A 24671-nucleotide genomic window follows, 5' to 3' on the forward strand; every position below is an offset into this window, starting at 1 on the left:
ATGATCGTGCTGCTGGGTAGTTGACGACATCGGGGCAACGATAGAACGACAGACGCCAAGAAACTTGCAGAGGAGCTGCGGCTAGCCCGCTGATTCCTGACGCGCTAGTCGAGCGTCGTGGTTTGAACATTGCAGGGGCATGAGATCGCTTTGGCCATCACGAGCCAGGGTGATGATCACTCGATGTCTTTCTCTACGAAAGCATATGCTTTGATTTTTCATTTATCTTTGGTTCGATCGCTCGCAGCGGCGCGGGTACGATTGGTTCGAGGCGGACAAGAAGAAACTTCGCATTTTGACGCGGAGCTGCCTGCGTATCGTCTCTGGCAGGCGAACGTTTTCCCGCTGCTGATGTCCGTCCTCAGTGTCGGCGTGGTTACCGCCGTGCTCTTCGTGCTCAATCAGGCCATCGCGGCGACGCTGGTTCCGATCGCGTATCTGATACCCGTCATTATCGCCGCTACCCGATGGGGCATCTGGCCCGCCACCCTGGCATCGGTTGTGGCCATGGCCGCGGCGGACTTCTTCTTTTTTACCCCGCTCTACAGCTTTCGGGTCGACAACCCGCAAGAAGCCATCGATTTGCTGCTGTTTTTGTTCGTGGCGCTGGTCTGCAGCAATCTCGCTTCACGCCTGCGACGAGAGACCGAAACGCTTCGTCAGCGCGAAAAGGAAATTCATTATCTTTATGAATTTTCCCGGCGGCTGGCCGCCTGCTTCACCGTGCCGGACCTGATCTCCGCCATTCAGCACTACCTTTCCCGCGCGCTCGGCCAACAGGCCGCCTTCTTCGTCGCCATGTCCGACGGACACTTCGAACCGCCTGAATCGAGATCGGCGCCGGAAGCCATTCAAGAGAGCGCGGCCTCGATGATCTCGGGAATCGGGGTTATCGCCCGCACGATCGTCGATCAGCCCACACAGGATGTTTGGTTGCTGAGGGCTGTATCGTCCGAAACCAGGGTTCACGGAGTTATAGCGATCAATATCGGACGCAGTTCACCTCAGACGATCGAGAGCAGGGCACGGCGCATCGAGGTCATCCTCGAGGAATCGTCCTTGACGCTTCAACGCCTGGATATTGGAAAGGCCATGGACAACGCCAGACTACATTTGCAGGCGCAGCTATTGAGGGATGCCTTCCACGGTACGCTTTCGCATGAACTGTGCTCGCCCCTGGCGGCAATCCAGGGTTCGGCGAGCGTCCTGGATTCGATGCCCCGAATCCAGGAAGACCCTCGAAGCTCCGCGCTGGTGGAGGCCATCTCCGACGAAGCCGCGCAGCTCGACGGCTTCATCCAGAACCTCCTGAATGCAACGCGGGTCACCGCCGGCGGCGTTAACCCGCGCATGGAATGGGCCGATCCGAAAGACATCGTCAATGCGGCACTCGGGCGACGAAAGCGGCGACTGGCGGCTCACCGGATCGAAGTTGAATTCGACGACGATCTTCCGCTGCTCCGTGTCGACTCCGGCTTGATCGAGGAGTCATGCGGGCAGCTTCTGGAAAACGCAGCGAAATATTCGCCGTCCGGGTCGACGATTTCAGTCAGGGTACGGGCGGAGCACGAACATGTCATTCTGTCGATTTCCGACCAAGGCGTCGGCATTACACCGCAAGAGCAGCGACATCTCGGCCGGCGATCGTTCCGAAGCGAGCGACATCAGGCCACTATTTCCGGCTCCGGTCTGGGTTTCTGGATCGCATCGACCTTTGTCCAGGCAAATGGCGGGGCCATTGTCATCGCCAGCAGAGGCCAAGGACTGGGAACAACAGTTTCGATTTCCTTTCCGGCATCGCAAATGACAACTTCCGAATTGGCGGCGTTTGCAAATGAATAAACCCGCCAACGTCGTGCTCTTGATCGACGACGAGCCGAAAATAAGACGATTTCTTCGCGCCGGATTCGAACTCAATGGTTTTTCGGTGATCGAGGCCGAAAATGCCGCCGAAGCGCTGAAAACGGCAACATTCAGCACCCCGGATCTCATCATTCTCGACCTGGCGTTGCCCGACCTCCATGGCACGGAAGTCCTCGACCGGCTCCGATCCTGGTCAAATGTTCCCATCATCATCCTGTCGGTCGTATCAGGCGAGGATGAAAAGGTTCGGCTGCTCCAGTCGGGGGCCGATGATTACGTGGTCAAGCCATTCGGCATGGCCGAACTGCTCGCGCGCAGCGAGGCTGCGTTACGGCGATATTTCAAATCCGCGACCGAGAATCCGGTTGTCGTTGCAGGTCCTTTGTCGGTCGATCTCGTGAGCCGCTCCGTTGCGCTCAACAAGAATCCGATCAGGCTTACCCGGAAGGAATACCGCCTGCTCCACGTTCTCGCGATCCACATCGGCCTCGTGGTCACGCACGATCAATTGCTCAAGGAAATCTGGACCGGCAACCAGCGAGACAATATTCAGTATCTGCGAATCCTCGTTCGGAAACTACGGCAGAAAATAGAGACCGATCCTAATCACCCTCGCCTTCTCGTCACTGAATCCGGCGTCGGTTATCGCCTGCAGAACCGCTTCGAGACCTCAACGGTGGAATGAGTGGGGAAATCCAAAGCTGCCGCCCATCGTTGATACAAAAATAATATATTTCTTTCGCCAAAACGCGTACCTTGCACAAGAAAGGGGCGCGTGCTGTGCAGTTTCTAGTTCAGAAATTCAATTTTTTGGGATTCGAGGGCCAGAACTGGATGCTCATCGTGGTGGGGCTGGTGGCGGTTTTTATTTTTTTCGTCTGGAAAACGCGCGATCGCGTTTGAGATAAGGATCGGCCGCTCTTGAAATGAGCGGTTCGGCAAGCCCTTTTCAACGCCGCCCGTGCAGTCGGTCGCTTCTCTGCGGCGAAGCTTCCTCCGGATATTTATGCCGCTCTTATAAAAGCGAATAGCGGATCGCCTCGATTTCCTATCAAGCCCCACGCATATTGCGACACCTGCTCGCGGCACGAGATTGCGAAAGAGTTGCGAAGATGATTCGATTTTCTGAGCATGACACGCCGCGGCTTCCGGTGATCGCGTCCGATTCGGCTGCGTTGATTCGCGGTGCTCTCGGCTCGCTGCGGCCACTCCTCGTTTCATTCTGGTTTCGATGGATCAGGAAATACCGCCCGGAAAAACATTACATGCGCGGTCCGGGACCGAAATGGCGACAGAAGCATGTCCTCAATCGCTTGTCCGCCAACGGCGTACAAAACAATGCGCCGATATCCGCCGGCTAGCTCTTCAAATTCAGTGGCAGCTCACGGATTGACGAACTAGCGCCAGCCGATGACAGGCCTCCTGGAAATAGTCACCGTCTCGCTGGTTGGCCTTGTCACGACGTCATCTTCCCTATTGGGTGCCGTGCTCGGCCTTTACGTCCGCCTTCCGAAGACGGGCCTGGCCGCCATCCTGGCATTCGCCGCCGGATCGCTGATCAGTGCGCTTGCGATCGAACTCGCTTATGAGAGCGCCCTTCAACTTCATCATCAGGGTTTCGCCATCCGTATCGCATGGCTCTTTGTCGGCAGCGGTTTCGGGCTGGGCGCCGCGATTTATTATTGCGGGACGATGTTCCTGGAGCAGCGCGGCGCAGCCATCCGCTTTCCGACCCGGTTTCGCGAATACGCGCTGAGCTGCAAGAGGAAAGAGTCCGAGGAACTCATAAATCTGCTCTGCAGATCCGATCTCATGCGGCATTTGCCGCCCGACCGAATCGAGGCTTTGCTGCCGTGCATACGCACGCGCAAGCTTCAACCGGGCGAAGTCCTGTTTCGGGCGGGCGATCAGGGTGACGCGCTCTACATCGTCAAGCGCGGACGCGTTGATGTGGTGCCCGAGGCTGCCAGCCTTGACGATACCGTACAAAAGCCGATCGCCACGCTTTCGGAAGGCCAGACATTCGGCGAGATGGCCCTGATTACCGGCAATCCGAGAACGGCCACGATCAGGGCGGCCACCGAGAGCGAACTGCTCAGCATCGGCAAGAATGAATTCGAGCGGCTGACGCAGCAAGATCAAGAACTCGCCAACGTTGTCAGGCGGCTCAGCCACGAGCGCGCCATCAGCAATCTCAGCGCAAACGGCCTTAACCCCTCGAAATGGGCGGCAATCGCAACCAGCAACGTCCAGCATATGAGCCGCAGCGATTCTGAAAAGCTGCTGGTCGAGACGAGTCATGGCGCGGGCCTTGCGATCGTGCTCGGCAACATCCTTGATACCATTCCCGGCTGCCTGGTGATTGGCGCAAAATTCGGCGCCTTCCAGAATCTCTCCTTGAGCCTGATGCTTGGCATGTTTATCGGAGGAATCCCCGAGGCCGCGGCAAGTGCCTCCATCCTGCAAAAGGCGGGCTACCGGCCAAGAACCGTCTTGCTCTTGTGGTCGATGGTCCTCGTCACCGGCATCGTTTCTGCCGCAGCGGGTTATTCATTTATCGGTAGCTCGGAATCCCTGACGGCGATTTTCTGTCAGGCCATCGCCGGCGGCGCGGTCCTTGCCCTGGTCGCCCACGCCATGATTCCGGAAGCGATCCATCAGGGAGGATCGGCTGTGGTGCTGCCTACGGTGGCAGGATTTCTGTTCGCCCTCTATTTCGCGCTTGCGAGCTCGCCCGTCTAAGACGGCATCCGATCTATTTTTACTGACGTCTCAAGGATCGCATCGCAGCTCGCTCGTCAAAGGGCTTTTGTTTGGGCAATCAACCCAATAGTGCCGTCCGTTCGCGGCTGGATCTGAATTGTCGCTGGTGGAAAAAATGAGACCCACGCCCTTCCGGTACGAATAACGGCCCTTGCCGATACGTTCGATGTCCAGATCGTCGCTGTGAGCTGGCCCCAGCGGCTTGTTGTCCTCGTAGAGCATTACCGGCGACCCCTGGTCGTCCAGCTTGTCGTCCGCGAAGGGGCGGAACGAGTAAGCCAAGGGGCTGGAGAAGGCATAACCCTTCGTGTGGGAAATGCCGTACAGCGGCGAGGCTCCGGGAGGCGCCGGCAATGGGACGTAGGTATGCCCAAGCCAAAGCGCGATAGGAAGGTAGATCGCGTAGATCACTGCAGTGGCTCGCAGAACAGTCAGGATCGGCTTATCTGACAAACTCATCAATACGGGCCTGTTTCTTGTAGATGTGTCCGCGGTGCTCATCGCTTCCCTCTGGATCGTGGCTATCAAAAACCGCCTCACAGTGGCAAGGGAGGAGGCGAGCATTCAGTGCGGCCGTAAAATCCTGTTGCTGAAAATCATCAGTGCGCCTGGAACTTCTGCGGCTCTACGATTCAATTTTGACTGTGCAGTACGCGCCGTTCTTACATCAGGGCGACCGCGCAGGAATTCACTATGCTTACAACCATAATGGGAGCTGTCATTGTTTTGAGCATCGGCATTCTCATAGCCCATGCTCTGGACGCCTTTCGCTCTTGAATTTAGGCGTAGCCGTGGGCACGGCACGCTCCCACGAAGCGCGTCGGCACCCGTTCCTGAGTCATGGGCGCGGGATCGGACGCTTCTTTGGTAACGGGATATGTCCAGTGATTTGCCGCTCATCGGCGTCCGCCAGCGCATCCGGTGCCCGCTTTAGGATCGCGTCGGCGGCTTGTTGGAAGGCCGCAGCTGCCAGCTCTTCCGCGCCCAGGCGCTGATCGATCTTTGTAAGTGTCCCCGTGCCTCGACCTGTCAAATCGGGCACGGTCGGTAACATCAGCTGATTGGCCTCGACTCGCGGTGGCGGTGGTGATGCGACGAAATACGTGAAGCACCCTGCCACGGCAGCAGCGACGAGGACCGCAGGAAGTGCAAGTCGCAAACTGATCATTCTTATGCCTTCGGCCCGAGACTCGATCAGGCTGTGAAGTGTTCCTCAACCAAACGCTGAGGGCAACAAGGAATGCACGAATGCACCCCGAAAAGGGAGATCGACTTCTCAACCCAAATCAGCTGATGATGTCAGCGGGTGTGAGAGCCCGGACCGAGTATAGAGCCGCGTTCCCTGCAAGGAATTGCCGTCTCACCTGCAAGCGACGTGGCGGCTGCTCACCGCGGGCGGCCCGGCTTGGAATGCTGGTCGGTCAGCCCCACCTTTTTCCAAAGACGGGCGAGTTCGCTTGAGCGACTTTCCAGTCGAAAAAATCATAATTGCCAGACCAAGCGTGGACCTTGGTCGCGCAAACCTCGCAGCTGAAACTGCCGGAATGCTTGTACGGATGCTGCTCCCTTATCGCGACGTAAGGCAGCCCGCAATTGGGACAGCTAAAAAATTCGGTCGTCCATATGTCGCTTGCCATTCCACAATTATGCGACGCACTGGGCACGTATTCCAGCCCGGCAGTCTGCCAGAATTAATGACCCATTGGCAAAACTCTTAAAGCCTGCCGATTGTCTGATGGCGCTTCTTAACTCCACACCAGTGCGGGAGCGTTGCGGCGGTATGGCGGCGTGGACCACGGTCCCGCGCCGCAAAGAGGCTGCCTAGCCGAACGATTTAGCAATTTGAGAAAGCATGGCCGTAGCCGCCCGAGTATATTGGGCGTCGTTAAAATGCTCATCCGCAAAATTGAGTATGAGGAGAGCAACCGCAATGGTCAGAACTACTCTCATGTTCCAAATTGTCGCAGATGTGATTTAACGGATTCTTAATGTTGGATATGAGGTCGTCGCCAATTGCCTCTGTACGACGCCCGGAATCGCCCTATGCGTCGGCCTGGTTTGGTTCACCAGACAGCCCCGAACCCAAACCCTCACCGATGGCCTTCCTGGAGTCGGCAAGAGACCATCGGCACCGGCGCTTTAACCGCCGGGCGCATCATCATCGAACGGATTCGGCTGTCGCAGATTTTCGATATCGAGGTATTTGACGAGCTTGCGTACTTCGTCGCGTGAATTTGGAATATGCCAAAGCGCCCGCCTTGCGATCTCGCGCAAAAGCGCGATCTGGTCCGGTGATGGAAGCTTACCGCCGGACCGTTCGCTGGCGGCTAAGGCGCCGTCGACGATGTGATGCGCAGTAGCTCGAGCCCAGGCTTCTCTAGAGTGTTCGTCCGCCATCTGCCCTGCCCCAGAAATATTTTTCCTGAGCTTCCCATGGTCTTCCCAATTCGATTTTCTGGCAAGATTTGACGCCAAATCTGAGCGCTAAACTATTGAAAAGATTGGTCGGGGCAGCTGGATTCGAACCAACGACCTGCAGTACCCAAATCTTTCCCATTTGCATTCTGGTGGCGATGCTGACACGAGCTGCAAGTGCTAAGTCATTGAAAAATCTGAGTTACACCTGGTCACGTCGTTCATAGGAATGCAAACAGTCCTACGAGTAGGGAGGCCCGGCCTCCCTAGAAGCGAAGCGCATTTCACCTTGGTGACCGAGACAAGCTGCCCGGCTTCGAGCCTTTCGGAAGCTCCCGCCTCCCCGCAGCCAATCCTGGCATCACTGCAACACTTCGTTCCTCAACTGCTTCGCTTTATCGATATTGTGGTCACCTGAATATCGATCGTAGTAGGTGACAGCTTCGGCGGTGTAGCCACCCTTTTTCTCGCAATCGGCGTTCAACCTTACAATTTCAGCCTTGAACTTTTGGAAGACCGCCAGTTCCTTGTCACTGAGCCATTCACCACTCTTGGGCATGTAATCGTTTAGCAAGTCCTCAAGCGTTTGCTTTTCGAGGTCAGCCCCAGGATCTTCCTTTTTCGTCCGCTTCGTCCAGGCCGTAATTAAATCCGAGTGATGCATCACCACCGCGCTAGCCGCGCTTGTGTCTTGCGCCTGGTGAACGTCGTCCACAAGCTTCGAATTAATAATCGTTGCGTACTGGTTTAGGACACCCTGAAACAGGAAAAAGAAGTCGACTCGGACCATCTTCACGAATGGGAGCTGGATTTTGGCGACCTCATCCGTAGGCACCTTAAGCTCGGCAAGCTGGGCGTCGATCTCATCCAAGACTGCCTGTTTATCGCGTGCTGGGGGTGTTCCCATTCGATTGCCCCAAGCGATCGTGAGATAGCTTGCACGAGCCGAAATCTCCGCAAGGCGCTTAAGGCTCGCGAGAGTGGCTACAGCTTCCGTCACGGTCTTGCGCAGCCTTGCCTCGACGCCAAGCGTTTTTATGAACTCCACATTCGGCAAGAAGACAATCAGCGTCCCGACCAGAAATATTGTGCCGAGCGTAAGGGCTGAGCCCTTCTGGTTGTTAAAGGCCTGATAGACGGCGCCTAGCATTGCAAACATCGCCATCGCAGCAACGAAGTAGGAGAAAATGTCCCTGACCTTGTCCATGGTCTCACCAACAAAAAAGCCGAGACTCAATCCCGGCTGCTAGCCAACGCTAACACCTCCATTCTCGGCTTGGAAGATAGAGCCTCCGGCTACAACGAGAGCGCGAAAGGTGATATTGGCCTGAAACGGCCTTCTAAAGTCCTGGGGGAAACATGGATGCGGCAATGATCGTCGCTTGGACGAATGGCGTTGGACTTGTCCTCAATATGATTGGTGTCGGAATCGTCTTCTTTTTTGGCTTCCCACAGCCGCCTTCCGCCATCGGCGGTCTTCTGCTCGAAGTCAACAATCGACTACCCGACGGTCGAACACTTGGCCAAGCCCGGAAGGACCTCCAAGAGACGCAGAAGACCTACCGAAGGCTATCGCAAGTAGGCTTTTTCTTCATGTTCGCTGGCTTCGTGCTCCAGCTTGGCGCCACAATCTACGGAGCCCATCACGGATGATCCCCCATTTCCTCCTGACGGGCGCCGGCTTTTCCTACAATTGGGGCGGATATCTTGCCAGAGAGGCCTTTGATTATCTCCTTGGCGTCACCGAGCACGACGAGGATCTGCGCCGGGTGCTTTGGGTTGACCATGCCAAGAAATGGGGGTTTGAGACGACCCTCGCGCGGCTGAGAAAAGAATACGAGGAGAACTACTCGCCGCAGGTCGAGCAAGACCTCACCAATATGACCACGGCGGTACGACGGATGTTCGGGGACATGTGGCTGGCGTTCAGTCAATCCACCTTCGACAACCAGTTTGACGACAAGCGCCTTGGGGTTATCCGCTTCTTGAGCCGGTTTGACGCGATTTTTACTCTCAACCAGGACACTTTGCTGGAGACACACTACCTGCCGATGGTTGGGCGGGACGACTTCGCAAAAAACACGTACCAAGGTCCGAGGAATATAGGAGCGTATCGGCCAGGCCTTGTGGAGGCATATGACACGCTGACCTTCGGTAGCGTGGCCTCGCAAATCCCCCTGTACAAAGCAGCCGAGGATTTTGTGCCCGTTCCAAATCTCCAGCCTTATATCAAGCTTCATGGATCGATCGACATCCAAGACGGTCGCAACATGATGCTTATTCTCGGTGGCGACAAAGAAGCGGATATCGCCAAACACCCGCTGTTGGAGGCTTACCACGAGCAATTCAAATTGCGGCTCAACATGCAGAATGCGAGGCTCATGGTCATCGGCTACAGCTTTGCGGATGCCCACATCAACAAGATCATTTTCGATGCCATCGAAAACAGCGGGCTCAAGCTGTTCCTGATCGGCCCGGATGGCGCGGCTACCATCGGCGCCAACGAATCATTCCTGTTGAATCCGGGTTATAAAATCAGAAACGCGATCGTCGGAGCGTCTAGCCGACCGCTACGAAATACTCTTTCTGGGAACGATATGGTCGAGCTAATGAAGATCGAGAGGTTTTTCCAAGATGGCCTAATGGCCATCTCCTACATAAATCCCCCGCTATAGGACCTCTTCGATGTTTCCCATCCACCACAAATTTCCAAAGGAAATGGCTGTCGTTGGTCGAATCCTGGTGGACTACGGCGAGATCGAGCTGGACCTTCTCAATTGTGTCCAGATGGCGCGCGGCAGGGACATGAACTCGACCCTAAAGACGATGTTCAGGGTGCGGGGTGAACTGAGCCGGATTCAGATCGCTGATGCACTGGGACGCGTTCCATATACGACGCTTGGGCTCGGTGACGAATTTGAGATAATGATCGACGCCTTCGATTACTGCAGGAGGATCAGAAACAAATACGCTCACGCGTATTGGCATGACCCCGTTCAAGGAAAGCGCCTCTGTTATGTGTCATTAGAGGAACTGGCCGACGAAGATCAGCCGGTCAATGACCTTGGCAAGTTGACGTTCTTTTTTATTGACGAACCATTACTCCTTCAGCAGGAAACTTATTTCGAGTTCGTCCGCGCGCTTCTCTCGTATCTCAATTGGGAGGGCCAAGTGCGCTCGAAGCTGATTAAAGCTCATGTTGAACGCATGCCGGTCCCGCCTAAGAAGCCGCCCTTCTTCACGGCGAAATGGAATCCTGCCGACGGCCTGATACCTAGCTAGCGCCACTTGGTGCGGTGGTTGCCCTCGCCTAACCGCATCGGGCTATTTCGACTTAGTGCGATGTCCTGCGGATAGCGGCTTTGGAGGTCGCTCTCCACGTGACGGCACTCGAAAAAATCCGCTATGGAAATCGAGAGCGCTGCGGCCGTGCGCGGACGTAACTGATTTAAAAAAGAGGCCCACGGGAGGCCGGGATACTGCCGCGTCGCGGGACTGCTTGTAAGTGCCTGAAAATACTAATTATTTGGTCGGGGCAGCTGGATTCGAACCAACGACCTGCAGTACCCAAAACTGCCGCGCTACCAGGCTGCGCTATACCCCGATGGTCTGGGAAAGGACGTCAGATACACGCTTAAGACCGGGCCAGCAAGGAGCCGCTCGCCCTCAATGGCCGTTGAAAAGCGGGTGCGCCACGCGATCCCCGGGCTTGATCCCGTATTTCTGAGCGGTGCCGGCGATCACCTCCAGCACCCCTTTCGCGAGCCCCCCTGACGGGATGATCTTGGTCGATAGCGGCTCGGTATTTTCAGCAATTCGCAGGATCCGGCCATCGGCCCGGATGAAAATCATGTCGAGGGAAATGTAGGTGTTTTTCATCCACATCGACACCTCCTGTTCCGGCGAGAAGTCGAACAGCATCCCCTTCCCATCAGCCAATTCCTTGCGGTACATCAGGCCGGTGGTCTTTTCTTCCTCAGTCGTCGCCATCTCGACCGAGAAGACGTGGACGCCGGATTTGGTCACGATCTCGAGCGGCTGAACGCTCGCCGCCCGTGCGCCAGGGGCGCTAAATGCACAGAGCGCAACGGCGCACACTACAATCCAAAGCCAAGCCCGCAGGCGAGACCTACCAACAACCCGATCAAAATTCATGGACACCACTTTACCCAGCCGTGAAGGATTTCGCCCGGCCGGACCCTAGCCGAACGATCATGGCAAATACCAGACGACCGGTACTTCGGCGACACCATTTTGGCCGGTATCGGTCAATGAATTCAGGCGAGTAACGTGGAAGTGTCGTGCGATTAATGCGACGACAGGCCCGGCGAGCCGTTCTCCGGCTGGATTTCGGCCGCCATCATCCCCTTGGAGCCGGGTCCGAACCGGACCAGCACGTACTGGCCAGGGCGCAGCTCGGTCATTCCGAAGCGGCGCAATGTTTCCATGTGGACGAAAATATCCGGTGTCCCCTCGCCGCAGGTCAGGAAGCCAAACCCGCGCAGCCGATTGAACCATTTGACCTGCGCCCGCTCAAGGCCGCTGGTCGGGGTAACGCTTACGTGAGTCCGCGGCGGCAGCATTTGCGCAGGGTGGATCGCCGTCGACTCATCCATCGAGAGGATCCGGAACGCCTGATAACCTTTCGCCCGCTGCACGCACTCGCAGACCAGCCGCGCGCCCTCATAGGCCGTCTGGTATCCATCACGCCTGAGCACCGTGACGTGCAGCAGCACATCCGGCCAACCATTGTCGGGAACGATGAAGCCATAACCCTTCGACGCATCGAACCATTTGATGACGCCGCTGATTTCGACGAGGTTAGCTGCGCTGTCACCAAGACCCGATAGCGCATCAATCGCCGGGTCACGGTCAGAGCCGCCTGCAAATTCGCTTGTCCCAAGTCTACGGTTTGGGCCAGTCGCGCTCGACGACAGGCCTCCCAACTTCTTGGACTCAAATCCGTCCGACCCCATGACCCCGGACCCCACACATTATCTCTAGCCCATCCTTGACCAAGATGGTGCCGCTCACGCGCTCATCTATGACAATTCACGACGACATCACGCGAATCTCTCGAGTCAAAAGATAACACTCCCGCCTGCCGCGCATAGCTAAAAAACGAATCTGCCGGGAGCTATGAACAGTCTTGCACAGCAACGAATCAGTCGGCGTCAGTTGCCGACGAACGGCCCAAGGGTCTCGCCGATGTCGTGCCGGATGACCAGATCGGCGATATCGTCCTGTTCTGTGGGCTCGTTGTTGATGATCACCAGCCTGGCGCCGTTGTTCTTGGCCAGCAGCGGAAAGCCCGCGGCCGGCCACACCACCAGCGACGATCCAATCGCAAGGAAGAGGTCGCATTGCTGCGCAAGCTCAGTGGCGCGGCGCATCGCATCCTCCGGCATCGCCTGACCGAACGAGATGGTCGCGGTCTTGACCGGCTCTTCGCAGTCGGCGCAGTCGGGCGCGGCTCCCGTCGTATCGAAACGCTGCCTGACCCACGGCAGTTCGTAGGCCCGACCACACCCGATGCAGCGAGCGTAAGTGGTGTTGCCGTGAAGTTCCACGACATGATCCGCTGCGAAACCGGACATTTGATGCAGGTTGTCAATGTTCTGGGTAACAATCGCGGGAATCTTGCCGGCCTTGTAGAGCGAGGCAAGCGCGCGGTGACCGCGTCCGGGCCGTGCCGCGGCAAATGTCGGCTCCATCGCAAAACGCCGCCGCCACGACTCGTCCCGTGCATCCGGATTGGCGACGAATTCATCGAACGGTATGGGACGGTTGCGAGTCCACAATCCGCCAGGCGAGCGGAAATCGGGAATACCGGATTCGGTCGAGATGCCGGCGCCCGTGAAGGGAACAATGGCGGATGCCTCGGCGATCATCTCGCCGAGTTGTTCCACACCGCTGCGGAGGTCCGATGCGATCATGCGCGATTATCCGAAAGTTCAATCGCGCGAACTATAGCATATCCACCCAGCTTGCCACTTCGGGGCCGAGATCACACGGCATGCGCTGGCATCAGGCGTCGCTTCAAGCCGCCTCTGCGATCGGTTCCTTGACCTCGTCGCCCTTTGTCTCGTCGCTCTTCTTGGCCTTCGCGGTCGAAGCGGAGCCTTGAGATTTTTTTGAGGGCTTGCCGTACTGGGACAATTTCTCCAGCTCAGCCTCGAGTTCCGCCTGTCGCGTTGCGACCTTTTCCGCAAGCTTTTCGATGGCGCGGTCGCGCAAGTTTACGAGTTCTTCGATATTCAGTGAATCCAGATCGATCTTTGCCATGTAGGCCTCCCGTTTTTCTTTTAGCTACCGGGAAGGCGTGAGGGCCACAAGGACGGCACGCGTCTTATCCACCTCAGAACATGGACACACGCGAGATTTAGCCGATGTGTGGCCGTAGCGTTGCAGTGACATCAGCGTCGCCGATTTTGAAAGAGCGTAACCACAATCCTGCGACGTCGCGTCCGCATTCGCGCCCCAATCGCTTCCGTCAATGAGCGTGGCAACGAATCAAAAAAGGAAACCGCATGACCGAACAGAAAGACCGCCTCACTCGCGAGCGAGAAGAAATCGCGGCGCGCGTTGCGAGCTTCAAGGCCACTCAGGAAAAATTCGAACGGGAGCGCGAAGAGTATTTTGTGACGACGCTCGAGAACGCCCGAAACGGATCCGACGGCAAGCCGTTCTGGTCCTAGAGCAACTTTTGGGCGTTCGACCCTTCACAAGGCCTCGCCCTTCCCCTGGCGGGGTCTCTGTCGTGATGGGGTCACTGCCCACTTCTCCATCCTGTTTTCCTACCGCGCATGAAAAAGCCCGGAGCATCAGCTCCGGGCTTTTCGATTACCAACGGCGCCAGTAGCGGTGATGGTAGTAGTAAGGCCCGCCGTAATAGGCATAGGGTCCGGGACCGTAATAGGCCGGTCCGTAATAACCAGGACCGTAAGAGCCGTAGTAGCGGGGTCCATAATAATAGGGTCCCCAGGCTCCATACGCGCCCGCGGCGAGAGCACCCGCAGCCAGCCCGAACGCCAAGCCAGGACCGAAGCCGAAGCCGCGCGCTTGCGCTGACGGCGCGGTCACCGCTGTTGCGCCAACGGCGGCGACCGTCGCCAGGACTGCCAATGTCTTTTTCATGCGCATCTCCTCCATTGAGAACCTGCGAGATAACGCCGACATTTTTCGATGGTTGCAGGGAACCTCTCAACGGTTACAGGGAACCATCAGCGAACGCCCGATTCCGGGACATCACGTCCGCCAACGGCTGCCCTTGGAAGGCGGAATATTGTCGTGCGGCTTGAGTTTGAGGCCCTGCCAAAATCCATAAGCTGCACAGCCGATCAAGACGAACCCGCCAATCACCATTAGACCATGAAACATCGATGCCTCGGCCTAGGCTTTTGCACTCTGCCTGTTATCCATCGTCAGCACGACCCATGAGCAGACGAACGCCGGGATACCACCTAACAAGCCGATCGCCATGAACCATCCCGGCAGATCCGGCAGCGCGCGTGTCTCGCGAAGGACCACGACAGCAAGGATCCACCCTACAATGGTTGCGCCGATCGGCCTGCAGGGCAGCTCGATGAGTTCTCCCATCCAGTCGAACAATGCGACCACCAGCGCGGGGAATATGCAGAAGAGAAATGCGGAAGGTGAGACGGAGATTTCGATGCGTTGCCCTTCGAGCAGGCCCGCCACCGGCAACAGGACCAGAAACAAAATCAGCGTCGCCGCCGTCGGGCCCAAAATCGCAAACCGCTTCATGCCGGAACCTGCCCTGCCAAGACCCTTTGGTCGGTCGGGAGGCGGTTTTCGTTCAACCGGCTAAGCTATGGCGCCGCGAGACGCACGGTAAAACGACGTGGACGTAAAATAATCCAGCGCGAAGTCGTCATCGCCTGCGTTCGCTTCGCATAGCGCCGCTTCCGTGCGCTTTCACTTCGGCGGTTGCAGACCAGGACTGTTGGCCCACTTGTCGACGTTCTCGACCACTTTTTCGTAGCTCGGCCGTGTCGGTGGTTTGGGATCCCTGGGTTTCCGGGGCTGTTTGGTTTCGTTGTCCATCGGCGCTCTCCTTACTTCTACTCATACTCCTTCCAACATGACTGCCCAATGAATAACTAATTGATTTAATTTCGCTTTTTACTCACTTTGTGTATTCCAAGCAATTCATGGAACCAGCGCGCATGGAGCGGAGTTAGGCACTTACTCATTTACCTAACTTTGAGGCAGCCCAATGACGGATATGCGGGGCGAACGACTGCAGATCATGCTCTCTCCGGAAGAACTCGCCGTGCTTGATGACTTCCGATTCAAGCACCGGATGCCGACGCGTGCCGCGGCGGTCCGGGAATTACTGCGCCTCGGCTTGACAGTCGGCGTGACCGACGGCGACGGACAGAAGTCCAGCGATTACGGTGTGGTCAACCGGGGGCCGGCCAGCGCGCAGGAAAGCGAAGGCGCTTAAAGCAAAACGCACAAGGAACGAGTCATCGTTTTCTGCATTGAGTAAGTGGAGCTACTCACTCAAACGGACTCGCCGTGATTTTCAGATTGATTAAACGATTGCGCCGGGAAGAAAAGCCGCCCCCGCCTCCGAAGCGGGAGGACAATTCCAGCATGGCGCATCTCGTTCGGCTGCTGCAGGAACAGAAAGAGCCGCCGAATAATCGGCCGGTTCGCACGAAAATTCCAGGAGCGATGGATGCTGCATTCCGATGGCCCAGCCAATAAGCAACCCAGCTATTCCGGAACCAAAATCCGCGCCGCGCTTTAACGCGCGTAATGCAATGGATCGAAGCCCTCATCAACGTCTCGGCCTTCGCCGGATTTATCGGCATCGCAACGCGTTGGCCGAAGCAACATCGGGCTGACCGACAATAGCGGTCTTGCCAGAGAACGGCGATCATCCGCGATCGAGATGCGGAAAAGCCGCTCACGACGCTATCAGGCGACCGCCGGCTTAATTGATCGGGATTGGTTTGCCGGCTGTCTGGACCAGCCTGTCAGCTTTGAGCAGGACGCGGTCGTTTTCAGGCTGGGGTTTGAGCAGGAAGCTGATCGTCACGAAGGCCGCGCAGCACAGCAATCCGACCACCATCACCCGACGATGTGTCTGCTTGTCCGCGTTGTGAAACGAATGGGCCATACGACCAACAACACCGGAAATTGCACCCACGACAATCAAATGCGCGCATTAACCTAACGGAATAACCCTACGGGCGGTCTGTGACGCGCTTCACAATTCGCTTCAATTTTTCTGGGTTGATTTTGCCGGGGCGCAAAGCCCGAGCTTTTTGACATCGACAGCCCCTGTCGTCCATCGACCTGACTGGGACACGACCGGGCAGTGCAATTAAGCCCAGATTTTTTTGAACCTTTTGCCCAATCCCTAGACCCATTTGTGCTGGGGATTTAAGGGCCCAGTAGTTAGAGCAGCGCCACCTAGCGAATATATTCCGCTTAGGGGGCGCTGTTGTTTTCCGGGTTTGGATACCTATGTCTTGAACGCGAAAGCTGGCGGCGACACGCCCTTGTAATCCCCAGACGCTGTCGGCCGAAAACCCCGCTCACCCCCAGGTGCGGGGTTTTCTTTTGCCGCCGATCGCTCAAGAATCCACGCCGCCAGTGCGTCAATCTACCAGTTTCTTTAAGGTCGCCCGAAAAGTCAGGCTGCGGGTCCCCACCAGCGTGGTGCCGAAAACCTCGGCGCGGTCGTCAGCAAACGTCCCTGAAAACCCGCTGTTGACTTCCTGCCCACCGAACAAGGGGCGAGCGAACGGGTCGGAAAAGCGCGTGTGCTGATTGGTGCTGAATTGCCCCTTCCAGGTTCCGTTGCCCACGGTGTAGGAGCCGACGGTCCAGAAATAGGGCCCTCCGCCGATCAGCACACCATCGCGCAGGATCATCACGCCACTGTCGCGGCCCTTCACCCCGTCAAGCATATAAGTGTGGATGGAGTAGAGCCCGTTCTTCATGAATAAAGCCGCTCTCTAGGCCTTGCATGATACAGCCCGCCGCTGACAGCGTCGAGAAGTGCGTGATCGCTGGTCATCCTCGCATCAGCGGCGGAAGCAGCACCAGCCGCATACCGTCACGGAACCGCTTTAACAAAACCGCGTCCTTTCGGACGAGGCATGTTTACGCACCGCCGACAGTGCGCATCTGTTCGCACCATAGGGCTATCTGATCAGATCCATTGTTAAATGGATCACAGGCCTTGCCGCACTCGTCTCCAATGCAGGCCGCGCTGTCGATTGCGCAGCACCTCGCACGTCCCGTCAGCAGCCGCTATAGCGGGGGTCGGGATTATCCAGTTGCTGGAGATAGGCCAGACCATAAGCGGTCAATTGCCGATCATCCCGTTTTCCGGTTGAGGTTAGAGTCTCGAGATAGCGGCTTATCTTCGCTCGGGTTTCCGCATCAAATTCGCGGCCATAGGCTTTCAAAATACTGTCCACAAGTTCGGTCATGGATACGCCTCGCACTGCAATAACTGCAATGCAGCATCCCCTTCAGCGGCAGTCAATTCGGATTCCGGGTAACATGCCCTGCCTCTTATTGAGAGTTCCGCGGAATCCAGCCGGTAACCGGATCGGGTTCCGCGCTTTTCCAACAGCTACAGGCTCATATTTGAGCCGCCTTGAGGTCTCGACTCTGTGGCGGTGCGACAAATTAGCCCTTCGCGGGCACGTGATTGGCACGTGATTTGGTCAGATGAGATTATCCAGCTGCCTTCATGGGCAACCCCAAGTGAACCCCGCCGCGGCGTCCCCCCACGCTACCTCGGCGGGGTTTTTGTTTGCCGGGGTCACACGCCGGACAAGCGGCCAATCTTGGTTTCTCAGGAGAAAGCTTCACTCACCAGGTGAGGCTTTCGCTAGCTGTGCTCTCTTATAAAAATTTGTCCGCGTCGACCGCATGGACGGTCGCCTGCCAATAGCTCTCGCCAGATTGGGTCTCGGGGGCGGAACAGCGCAAGCGCGGCGCCGTTAATTCCCCATGAGCAAGACGACAAAAGCCTTCAAGAAGCAGGCGGCCAAGTCCCAGTTGGTTGCCCAGCGGGCAACCAGCCCTCTTGTCGCTCGGCAGATGATGACCTTGGCAGAGGCCTTTCGGGCCCAGGCCGCCGTGCTGAAGAAAAACAAAAAGAAGAAATGAAATGCCCTATTCCGTGAGCGGCACCGACGTCCGAGGCGTCAGCACTGTCAACCGCAAAACGCCCGAACTCGCGCTCAGGAAAGCCAGAGAGTTGTCCAAGCGCGGATGCTACGACATCCGGATAACCACGCCCGAAGGCCGGATCTACCATTCGTCCGAGTTCGCAGATCTTCCGAGAACGCCGGTCACGAGGCGATCTTCTCCGAGGCAATTGCCCACCTCATAGCTGGCGTTTCGTTGGGTGCCTGTCTTGAAGAGCCGACGCATCGCAGCCTTGGCTTGAGCCGTTAGCTGGCGTCACGCACCTTGCAGCAAGGCACACAGCCAAGCTCAGACCACGCCCTATCGCGGTGGCCCTCGCACATCCAACCGATCCCGAACCAGATGAGACAATGAGGGATCATGGGATTTCCGGAGATGAACGCGTAGCTGCCTGAAAAACCGGATCACCCCTCGAAAGGTGAGGTCCACCACGACCTCATGGTGTTTCATGCCCTTCCCGCCCTTCACCGGACCGAGGTCCCGCATGAAGCAATAATGGCCATCGCTCATTCGAGCCAGGCGGCAGTTGTCGAAATATCCCATGCCTCGCAGGATGCACTAGCCCGCGATTCCGTCAAATCTTGACGGCCCAGAATCTCAAGCACAGGTGCGCCGCGCGATATGGATCAGCGTCACATCGATTCTTCAGAGAGGTGACGCTCACGGCTACGAACCTGGAAATGCAAGGTCTGAAGATCCGGGCCGCGGCCGTCGCTCCGATCGTTGCGAACGGTCGCGATCGTCGTGTCGCGTACACTTTGCCGTTGACGAAATGCCGACGTCGAACCGGCCGATGCTCTCTTCATTGAAATGATGGGGCGCCCTGCTCAAAAAACCTTGAGCCGAAGAACGCAACGGGCACAGAAGCGCAGCGATCGGCGCACAACCCCTGCCCTCCGCTGCTTTTTACTGCTATTCAGTGCCTGCCCGAACCCAAGGCAAAATCTCCAAACGTTCAAGGGAGCAAGAAACATGCGTTATCTCCACACGATGCTGCGCGTTCGCAATCTCGATGCCGCGCTGAAATTCTATCAGGACGCCCTGGGATTGAAGGAGGTCCGCCGTGTCGACAACGACAAGGCAAAATTCACGCTGGTGTTTCTGTGTGCGGCCGAAGATGAGGGCCTGCTCAAACAGTCCAAGGGACGCGGCGCGCCGCTGGTCGAGCTCACCTACAATTGGGATGAGGAGAAATACGGCGAAGATCGCTATTTCGGCCACCTCGCCTATGAGGTCGACGATATCTATGCGACCTGCGATCGCCTGATGAAGCTCGGCATCACCATCAATCGCCCGCCACGCGACGGCCAGATGGCGTTCGTGCGCTCGCCGGATCTGCACTCGATCGAGCTGTTGCAGAAGGGCGATGCGAAGCCGCCGGCGGAGCCCTGGACTTCGATGCCCAACACCGGGCACTGGTAAATCCTCTTTACGTTCGTATTGCCGGAACAAGCCGTTCTCTTGCGCGTTCTCCTTCCGACTGAGGGATGCAAGGAGGCGAACATGGGACGAGGAATTCTGCTCTGGCTGCTCGGCGTGCCGATACCGGTGATTATCTTGTTGTGGTTGTTCTTCGGCCGCTGATGATCGCCATCTCGGCGGTTATCGCAAATCAGGCTCCGTCGCGATCCGGCGGGGCCTGATTTTTTAAGAGCACCTTTTTTAATTTTAAGAGCACTGCTTTTTGAGACGATCGCTGTCGAAATTCCGCATGCGACGCGCGCTTTTTCGCTGATATTCCGCTATGACCCGGACAGCGGAATCGAAGGGATGATCAGGAGAAAAATGCGTGCCGGACGATAAGGGACAAATCACGATTTGGGGCCGGGCCAACTCGGTCAATGTTCAGAAAGTGCTGTGGTGCTTGCGCGAGCTCGACCTCGCTTACGAGCGGATCGATGCCGGCATGGCGTTCGGCCGCAATCACGAGCCCGAATACCTCGCGATGAATCCCAACGCTCGCGTGCCGACCCTGGTGGACGGCGATTTCGTGCTCTGGGAATCCAATTCGGTCATGCGGTATCTGGCGCTCGCCTACCGCCAGGACTCGCCAATTTATCCGCAAGCGCCGAAACGGCGCGCCGCCGTCGACCGGTGGCTCGACTGGACGCTCTCCACGGTGCAACCGGTCGATCGTCCGGTGTTCTGGGCGCTGGTACGAACGCCGGCCGAGCAGCGGGACATGGTGGCGATTCAGAAGGACGTCGATGCCGAAGCGGTTGTGTGGCAGGTCGCCGATGCGCAGCTGGCAACGCGACGTTTCATCGAAGGCGATGATTTCACGCTGGCCGATATCGCGATCGGCGCTTACGCCCGCCGCTGGCTTGGCGTGCAAGGCGTCAGCAAACCGGCGCTGCCGCATCTCGAGCGCTGGTTTGCGCAATTGGCCGACCGTCCGGGCTTTCAGCAATTCGTCGCGCCGCCGATGTCGTAGCGTGGCATCGGCTGATGCGTGCAGTTAAAAGCCGCGCCGCTCGAACAGCAGAACGCAGATGATGACGACCAGCGTGATGGCGGTTACCGCCAGCCGCGCGGTCCAGCTCATTCCGCGGCCGATCCACCACAGCATCGCACAGCACATCACGACGGGGACGATGATCTCTGGTCGCAATGGCGTTCGCTCTCCAGCCGTTCAGCGCGGCCCCATGGAGCCGCCGGCTTCGATGCTCACGGCACCCCCGACCTTCACGCAGGTGTCGGTGCCGTCGACTTTCACGAATCCCGGACCGAACGCGGCGCAGGAATTGGCAGCGCCCGCGCCTTTTACCGGGAGCAGTTTGCCCGGGGGGACGGCGTTGTCGGATTTCGCACGACGGGGCGGATCAGCCAAAGCCATCGAGGCGGACAAGGTCGCAACCAGCACGGCGAGGAAGATGGTTCGCATCGCGCCTGTTTATCGCGTGCGACCTGATTTTGCTACTGGACGAACTTGACGCCCAGCGACTTTCCCTGGCGCCAGACCACTTCGCATCTGCGTCCTGTTCTGGCGTCGCGCGAAAATGCCAGCCGCAATTGGCTCGACAGTGCACTGCCATCATCGACCGTGATCTTGGCGCCCGAACTCGACATATCCTGCACCACGCATGGGCGAGCCGCAAAACCGCCATCGAGGGTGATCCAGCCGGACTGGCGCAGCGATTTGCGCGCCTCCCGTTTCCTGTTTGCTGCGGCCATTTTGAGTACTCCTGACCCCCCCCCTTTACCGCCGCCCTACTTTAAAAATCGTTGCAACGGGCATGGAATCATGAGGCTATTTTCGGTATTGGAACGCGCCGATTCATCCCCAAAAGCCGGTTTCCGATGACTTGCGAGGCCGCGCAAAGGCCACTATACGTTTGCCCGGCCGTGGCCAGCGGCCAATGGTCTAGCTCCCTTCGTCTATCGGTTAGGACGCCACCCTTTCACGGTGGAGAGAGCGGTTCGATTCCGCTAGGGAGCGCCAGCGCTCTAAACGGTCATTGATTTTACACAATAAAATCGGTCTCAGTGGTTCACTTTCGAGAACGTCTGTTCCGGTGAACACATCGACGGATTTAGACTTCCGTCTCGGGTGTTCGGCTGGCGTTTTGGCCTCGCCCTCACACATCGGTCGCGCTTGGATACCTGCGGGAATGCGTGTTCTGGGAATCGCGCCGGTTTGCGCTGCAGTGGGCAACCCGTAGCGGCTCGGCATTTCAGCGAAGGCGCGAAGCCGAAGGGCTGATCTTCAACTCCCTGCAGGGAGGCTCCTCGCGCCTACTTCCTCGCAACCTCAGCGGATCGTCCTATCACAATTTCAACCGCAGTGACATTTCTGCTACAGCGCGGACTCATAACAAAGTGCACATCTAAGTTGCAACTTATTGCTGGGGACACTTTTTATGAAAAACCTCTTTCTCGCATCCGTCGCGATCGTAGCGATTTCTACGGCCGCTTCGGCCGCCGATCTTGCGCCCTATACGAAGGCACCGGCACCGATCATCAACCCGGGCGTGAATTGGTCGGGTTTCTATATCGGAGCCATGGGTGGCTACGGCTGGTCCGATCACGTGCGCGCTTCGATTGGCGGCCTGACGGCGACCGGCTCAACCAACGACATCAATGGCGGCTTCGGCGGCGGCACGATCGGTTACAACTGGCAAATGAGCCAATGGGTATTCGGCCTCGAAGCCGATGCCGCAGGCGCCGATATTTCCGACTCCGATACTGCACTCGGAGTCACCCTCACGGAAAAAGTTGACGCTTTTGGCAGCGCTACCGGCCGAATTGGCTACGCGGTAGGGCCGGCGCTGTTCTACGCGAAAGGCGGCTACGCCTGGGCAGACAACAAGATCTCGGCCTCAGCCGTCGGTTTCGGCACCGTCTTTTCCGAAAGCCATTTCCATTCGGGTTGGACCGTTGGCGGCGGCCTGGAATATATGTTTGCGCCCAACTGGTCAGGCAAAGTCGAATACATGTACGCCGACTATAGCAATGAAACCTATCTCGGCGCCTTCGTTCCTGGTGGGATCGGTTTCGGAGCTGCATTCCATACCGTCAAGGCCGGGATCAACTATCACTTTGGCGGCCCGGTCGTGGCTCGGTACTGATCTCTAAATTCAAAGTGCGTCTAAGACTTAGCCCCGGCACCGCACGGGGCTTTTTCTTGAAGAGCGCGGTGGGAACGACCCAAGGACGCGTCCTCTCTAACGCGTATCAGCCTATGGCCGACTCAGCACGAGAGTTCCATTGTAACAAAAATTGAGTGTATAATTCTAAATTGTGACTTGATCTTTATCTCTCATTTCAATCGCACGTTTTCTAGCGAGCCGAATGGGTAAGAAGCGATGACTGATCAACAGTTAGCTCTTCAGGCCGTCCGCGAAGCACAATGCATTTTGGAAGAATATCTTGAGCCGCGCCCCCACGACAATGAGCGCCTCCTCGACAAGTTGGTGGAAGTGCTCGATCGGCCTGATTTGGTCGTCGCCGTAAGTCGATGGCAGCGCCACGGTAGTCCTTAGGTGCTCCAACGATGAAGCGCATTCCATTGATCACTTTTGCCGGTTACCTCGCGACGTCCTTATCAATCGGGGCGCCAACTGCGCACGCGAAACAACGATGCAGTGCCGAGATGCCACCAAATTCTCACGCGTATTGGTCTTGGCGTCTCATCGACGGGCGAAAATGCTGGTACGAAGGAAAACGCATGGTTTCGAAATCATTGTTGGAGTGGCCTGCGCCGGCTTCAAAGCAACCGGATTCCGATACAGAACTTGTCAGCATGCACACAGGCAAACCTGGCAATCCGTTAGATTCACAGGCGTGGGCACCGACTGACGCGGATACTTTCGACGCGCGGTGGCGCGCCAGAGTGGAGCAGCATTAGGCGTTTGGTCATCCCGACCTGCGATTTTGTCGATTCCCCAATCCATTGTCTGGAAAACCGGCTGCATCGGTACTCCCAAAACGGGAAAAAGCCGCTCGAAGGCGGCTGGTGGGCTGTTCGCTATGGGGGCGCTGCGATCAAGAGACAAATAAGTTGATCGCAGTCAGCCCCTAACTTTTGCTTCTTCCTTCTCGTCTGCAAACGCTCCCTTGAAGGGCGCGCGATCTCCGCGTCTCCGTCAGCTCGATCGCCTGGATTGGCGGCCTAGACTAGCGAGTGGGATCGATATGCTGCTGGAAGGAGCCGTCTGCCTTCGGGTTGACAGCGCTGTAAATCGACGCAAACCTTCTTCGTGGACATCGAACTGAAATTTGAAGCGGATATCCACGCGAGCACCAATCGGGTTTTCTCGCTCCTCGCTGACCTGCGCGATTATGATCGCTGGCTTCCGAAATCCTCCGCGTTCCACGGTACGGTTGCGATCTCGGAAGGGCCGATGGCCGTCGGCACGACATATGTAGAGCCCGGGCCTTTCGGCACGAGGCATGGCACGGTCGCTATCATGGATCGCTCGACACGGCTGGCGTTCGAGCAGCCGATGACGTTGAGACCCCGTGCGCTGGGAGTGATCGGCATAAAACTCCTCCACACGCTGACACCTGATGGTTCTTCTGTTCACCTTGTGCGAGAGCTCACGCTCTCACCTCAGGGACCGATAAAGTTGGCCATGCCATTCGTCGAGAGGATGTTTCGGGTCGAGAACGAGAGAATGATGCAGACGCTTAAAACTTACGCCGAAGCGAACCCGGCCTGAGGTCTCGCGCGGACATTGACCCACCTGAAACGCCCGGTCGACCGCACCTTGTCCTGGATCACGCTGCCTCAACACGTCCCGCATGGTATTTCGTCCCTGAACCTTTCGAGCCCGTTTTGAGACCCAAAATGAGATCGGTCTCAACGCGCACCCTGTCCCGCATCCTGTGGCTCCCTCGCCACGCTGGCCCGAAAAGAACAAAACATGCCCAAAGAGCAGCCGAATTGCCCTGATATGCCCTCTTTTTAGACAGAACAATGATCG

General features: G+C 57.3%; 32 protein-coding genes and 2 tRNA genes. 14 read left to right on the forward strand and 20 right to left on the reverse strand.

Annotated elements, in window-relative coordinates:
- Window positions 1–150 precede the first annotated feature (150 nt).
- Window positions 151–1842, forward strand: coding sequence for a DUF4118 domain-containing protein (locus tag BLV09_RS07345; protein ID WP_146686801.1), 1692 nt, complete (start codon window positions 151–153; stop codon window positions 1840–1842).
- Window positions 1835–2548: a response regulator gene (locus BLV09_RS07350; RefSeq protein WP_100381675.1), complete on the forward strand. Its 714-nt coding sequence runs from the start codon at window positions 1835–1837 to the stop codon at window positions 2546–2548. The genes BLV09_RS07345 and BLV09_RS07350 overlap by 8 nt, the downstream gene beginning before the upstream one ends.
- Window positions 2549–2652: 104 nt before the next feature.
- Here BLV09_RS07350 and BLV09_RS07355 read toward each other — a convergent pair whose 3' ends face one another.
- Window positions 2653–3072 carry a hypothetical protein gene (locus tag BLV09_RS07355; protein WP_146686802.1) on the reverse strand — a complete coding sequence of 140 codons (420 nt, stop codon included), beginning with the start codon at window positions 3070–3072 and terminating at the stop codon, window positions 2653–2655.
- 201 nt (window positions 3073–3273) lie between these two features.
- Between BLV09_RS07355 and BLV09_RS07360 the strand changes: the two genes are divergently transcribed.
- The gene (locus BLV09_RS07360) at window positions 3274–4605 is read left to right on the forward strand and encodes a cyclic nucleotide-binding domain-containing protein (protein ID WP_146686803.1); all 1332 of its coding nucleotides are present in this window, start codon (window positions 3274–3276) and stop codon (window positions 4603–4605) included.
- Window positions 4606–4635: 30 nt separating this feature from the next.
- Here the strand turns inward: BLV09_RS07360 and BLV09_RS07365 are convergent, their stop codons facing one another.
- The 4 genes from BLV09_RS07365 to BLV09_RS07385 all read right to left on the reverse strand — a co-directional run bounded on the left by BLV09_RS07365 (window position 4636) and on the right by BLV09_RS07385 (window position 8248).
- A complete protein-coding gene (locus BLV09_RS07365; protein WP_146686804.1) occupies window positions 4636–5127 on the reverse strand; it encodes a hypothetical protein in 492 nt (163 codons plus the stop codon).
- Window positions 5128–5464: 337 nt separating this feature from the next.
- Window positions 5465–5794: a hypothetical protein gene (locus tag BLV09_RS07370; RefSeq protein WP_146686805.1), complete on the reverse strand. Its 330-nt coding sequence runs from the start codon at window positions 5792–5794 to the stop codon at window positions 5465–5467.
- A 971-nt stretch (window positions 5795–6765) separates the two neighbouring features.
- Window positions 6766–7101: a hypothetical protein gene (locus BLV09_RS07380; protein WP_146686806.1), complete on the reverse strand. Its 336-nt coding sequence runs from the start codon at window positions 7099–7101 to the stop codon at window positions 6766–6768.
- Window positions 7102–7402: 301 nt separating this feature from the next.
- Window positions 7403–8248, reverse strand: coding sequence for a hypothetical protein (locus BLV09_RS07385; protein ID WP_146686807.1), 846 nt, complete (start codon window positions 8246–8248; stop codon window positions 7403–7405).
- Between the two features lie 152 nt (window positions 8249–8400).
- Here BLV09_RS07385 and BLV09_RS07390 point away from each other — a divergent pair, with 152 nt between their 5' ends.
- The 3 genes from BLV09_RS07390 to BLV09_RS07400 are packed head-to-tail and all read left to right on the forward strand — an operon-like array spanning window position 8401 to window position 10323.
- Window positions 8401–8694 (forward strand): hypothetical protein, encoded by a 294-nt coding sequence (locus tag BLV09_RS07390; protein ID WP_146686808.1) that lies wholly within the window; start codon window positions 8401–8403, stop codon window positions 8692–8694.
- The gene (locus tag BLV09_RS07395; RefSeq protein ID WP_146686809.1) at window positions 8691–9716 is read left to right on the forward strand and encodes an SIR2 family protein; all 1026 of its coding nucleotides are present in this window, start codon (window positions 8691–8693) and stop codon (window positions 9714–9716) included. The genes BLV09_RS07390 and BLV09_RS07395 overlap by 4 nt, the downstream gene beginning before the upstream one ends.
- A gap of 10 nt (window positions 9717–9726) precedes the next feature.
- On the forward strand, window positions 9727–10323 hold the full coding sequence (locus tag BLV09_RS07400) for a hypothetical protein (RefSeq protein ID WP_146686810.1): 597 nt from the start codon (window positions 9727–9729) through the stop codon (window positions 10321–10323).
- A gap of 245 nt (window positions 10324–10568) precedes the next feature.
- Here BLV09_RS07400 and BLV09_RS07405 read toward each other — a convergent pair.
- The 5 genes from BLV09_RS07405 to BLV09_RS07425 all read right to left on the reverse strand — a co-directional run bounded on the left by BLV09_RS07405 (window position 10569) and on the right by BLV09_RS07425 (window position 13326).
- Window positions 10569–10645 (reverse strand) — tRNA-Pro (locus tag BLV09_RS07405).
- Window positions 10646–10707: 62 nt separating this feature from the next.
- A complete protein-coding gene (locus BLV09_RS07410; RefSeq protein WP_100381668.1) occupies window positions 10708–11196 on the reverse strand; it encodes a DUF192 domain-containing protein in 489 nt (162 codons plus the stop codon).
- Window positions 11197–11348: 152 nt separating this feature from the next.
- Complete coding sequence (locus BLV09_RS07415) at window positions 11349–12017, reverse strand: cold-shock protein (RefSeq protein ID WP_146686811.1); 669 nt, start codon at window positions 12015–12017, stop codon at window positions 11349–11351.
- A 198-nt stretch (window positions 12018–12215) separates the two neighbouring features.
- On the reverse strand, window positions 12216–12977 hold the full coding sequence (locus BLV09_RS07420; protein ID WP_146686812.1) for an SIR2 family NAD-dependent protein deacylase: 762 nt from the start codon (window positions 12975–12977) through the stop codon (window positions 12216–12218).
- Between the two features lie 103 nt (window positions 12978–13080).
- Window positions 13081–13326, reverse strand: coding sequence for a hypothetical protein (locus BLV09_RS07425; RefSeq protein WP_146686813.1), 246 nt, complete (start codon window positions 13324–13326; stop codon window positions 13081–13083).
- A gap of 245 nt (window positions 13327–13571) precedes the next feature.
- Here BLV09_RS07425 and BLV09_RS37070 point away from each other — a divergent pair, with 245 nt between their 5' ends.
- Entirely contained in the window at window positions 13572–13739 is a 168-nt protein-coding gene (locus tag BLV09_RS37070; RefSeq protein ID WP_167558647.1) for a hypothetical protein, read from the forward strand.
- A gap of 145 nt (window positions 13740–13884) precedes the next feature.
- Here BLV09_RS37070 and BLV09_RS07430 read toward each other — a convergent pair whose 3' ends face one another.
- The 3 genes from BLV09_RS07430 to BLV09_RS38460 all read right to left on the reverse strand — a co-directional run bounded on the left by BLV09_RS07430 (window position 13885) and on the right by BLV09_RS38460 (window position 15108).
- Window positions 13885–14178: a hypothetical protein gene (locus tag BLV09_RS07430; RefSeq protein ID WP_146686814.1), complete on the reverse strand. Its 294-nt coding sequence runs from the start codon at window positions 14176–14178 to the stop codon at window positions 13885–13887.
- Window positions 14179–14433: 255 nt separating this feature from the next.
- Window positions 14434–14808, reverse strand: coding sequence for a hypothetical protein (locus BLV09_RS07435; protein WP_146686815.1), 375 nt, complete (start codon window positions 14806–14808; stop codon window positions 14434–14436).
- 171 nt (window positions 14809–14979) lie between these two features.
- On the reverse strand, window positions 14980–15108 hold the full coding sequence (locus BLV09_RS38460; protein ID WP_283806841.1) for a hypothetical protein: 129 nt from the start codon (window positions 15106–15108) through the stop codon (window positions 14980–14982).
- Window positions 15109–15280: 172 nt separating this feature from the next.
- Here BLV09_RS38460 and BLV09_RS07440 point away from each other — a divergent pair, with 172 nt between their 5' ends.
- Window positions 15281–15511, forward strand: coding sequence for a hypothetical protein (locus tag BLV09_RS07440; protein WP_100381663.1), 231 nt, complete (start codon window positions 15281–15283; stop codon window positions 15509–15511).
- A gap of 495 nt (window positions 15512–16006) precedes the next feature.
- On the opposite strand, the gene BLV09_RS07445 is transcribed toward BLV09_RS07440, so the two are convergent.
- From BLV09_RS07445 to BLV09_RS07455, 3 genes are all read right to left on the reverse strand, one after another.
- Window positions 16007–16222: a hypothetical protein gene (locus BLV09_RS07445; RefSeq protein ID WP_146686816.1), complete on the reverse strand. Its 216-nt coding sequence runs from the start codon at window positions 16220–16222 to the stop codon at window positions 16007–16009.
- Between the two features lie 454 nt (window positions 16223–16676).
- Entirely contained in the window at window positions 16677–17021 is a 345-nt protein-coding gene (locus tag BLV09_RS07450; RefSeq protein ID WP_100381661.1) for a hypothetical protein, read from the reverse strand.
- A gap of 303 nt (window positions 17022–17324) precedes the next feature.
- Window positions 17325–17516 (reverse strand): hypothetical protein, encoded by a 192-nt coding sequence (locus tag BLV09_RS07455; protein ID WP_100381660.1) that lies wholly within the window; start codon window positions 17514–17516, stop codon window positions 17325–17327.
- A gap of 529 nt (window positions 17517–18045) precedes the next feature.
- Here BLV09_RS07455 and BLV09_RS37075 point away from each other — a divergent pair.
- The 3 genes from BLV09_RS37075 to BLV09_RS07470 all read left to right on the forward strand — a co-directional run bounded on the left by BLV09_RS37075 (window position 18046) and on the right by BLV09_RS07470 (window position 20680).
- Window positions 18046–18204: a hypothetical protein gene (locus BLV09_RS37075; protein WP_167558550.1), complete on the forward strand. Its 159-nt coding sequence runs from the start codon at window positions 18046–18048 to the stop codon at window positions 18202–18204.
- 1014 nt (window positions 18205–19218) lie between these two features.
- Window positions 19219–19668, forward strand: a complete 450-nt coding sequence (locus BLV09_RS07465) for a VOC family protein (RefSeq protein WP_100381658.1) — start codon at window positions 19219–19221, stop codon at window positions 19666–19668.
- A 367-nt stretch (window positions 19669–20035) separates the two neighbouring features.
- Entirely contained in the window at window positions 20036–20680 is a 645-nt protein-coding gene (locus BLV09_RS07470) for a glutathione S-transferase family protein (RefSeq protein WP_146686818.1), read from the forward strand.
- A 24-nt stretch (window positions 20681–20704) separates the two neighbouring features.
- On the opposite strand, the gene BLV09_RS37080 is transcribed toward BLV09_RS07470, so the two are convergent.
- From BLV09_RS37080 to BLV09_RS07480, 3 genes are read right to left on the reverse strand one after another with little or no spacing between them, the layout of a single operon-like run.
- Complete coding sequence (locus BLV09_RS37080) at window positions 20705–20857, reverse strand: hypothetical protein (RefSeq protein WP_167558551.1); 153 nt, start codon at window positions 20855–20857, stop codon at window positions 20705–20707.
- Window positions 20858–20878: 21 nt separating this feature from the next.
- Complete coding sequence (locus BLV09_RS07475) at window positions 20879–21130, reverse strand: porin (RefSeq protein WP_146686819.1); 252 nt, start codon at window positions 21128–21130, stop codon at window positions 20879–20881.
- Between the two features lie 32 nt (window positions 21131–21162).
- Window positions 21163–21420 (reverse strand): PilZ domain-containing protein, encoded by a 258-nt coding sequence (locus tag BLV09_RS07480; protein ID WP_100381655.1) that lies wholly within the window; start codon window positions 21418–21420, stop codon window positions 21163–21165.
- Between the two features lie 193 nt (window positions 21421–21613).
- On the opposite strand from BLV09_RS07480, the gene BLV09_RS07485 reads away from it, so the two are divergent.
- Together BLV09_RS07485 and BLV09_RS07490 are read left to right on the forward strand one after the other, a co-directional pair.
- Window positions 21614–21688 (forward strand) — tRNA-Glu (locus BLV09_RS07485).
- Between the two features lie 418 nt (window positions 21689–22106).
- Window positions 22107–22814 carry an outer membrane protein gene (locus BLV09_RS07490; protein ID WP_146686820.1) on the forward strand — a complete coding sequence of 236 codons (708 nt, stop codon included), beginning with the start codon at window positions 22107–22109 and terminating at the stop codon, window positions 22812–22814.
- Between the two features lie 252 nt (window positions 22815–23066).
- Here BLV09_RS07490 and BLV09_RS37085 read toward each other — a convergent pair whose 3' ends face one another.
- On the reverse strand, window positions 23067–23216 hold the full coding sequence (locus BLV09_RS37085; protein ID WP_167558648.1) for a hypothetical protein: 150 nt from the start codon (window positions 23214–23216) through the stop codon (window positions 23067–23069).
- 729 nt (window positions 23217–23945) lie between these two features.
- On the opposite strand from BLV09_RS37085, the gene BLV09_RS07500 reads away from it, so the two are divergent.
- Entirely contained in the window at window positions 23946–24407 is a 462-nt protein-coding gene (locus tag BLV09_RS07500) for an SRPBCC family protein (RefSeq protein WP_146686821.1), read from the forward strand.
- The last annotated feature ends 264 nt before the right edge of the window (window positions 24408–24671 follow it).

The organism is Bradyrhizobium canariense (assembly GCF_900105125.1).
Classification (GTDB): domain Bacteria; phylum Pseudomonadota; class Alphaproteobacteria; order Rhizobiales; family Xanthobacteraceae; genus Bradyrhizobium; species Bradyrhizobium canariense_A.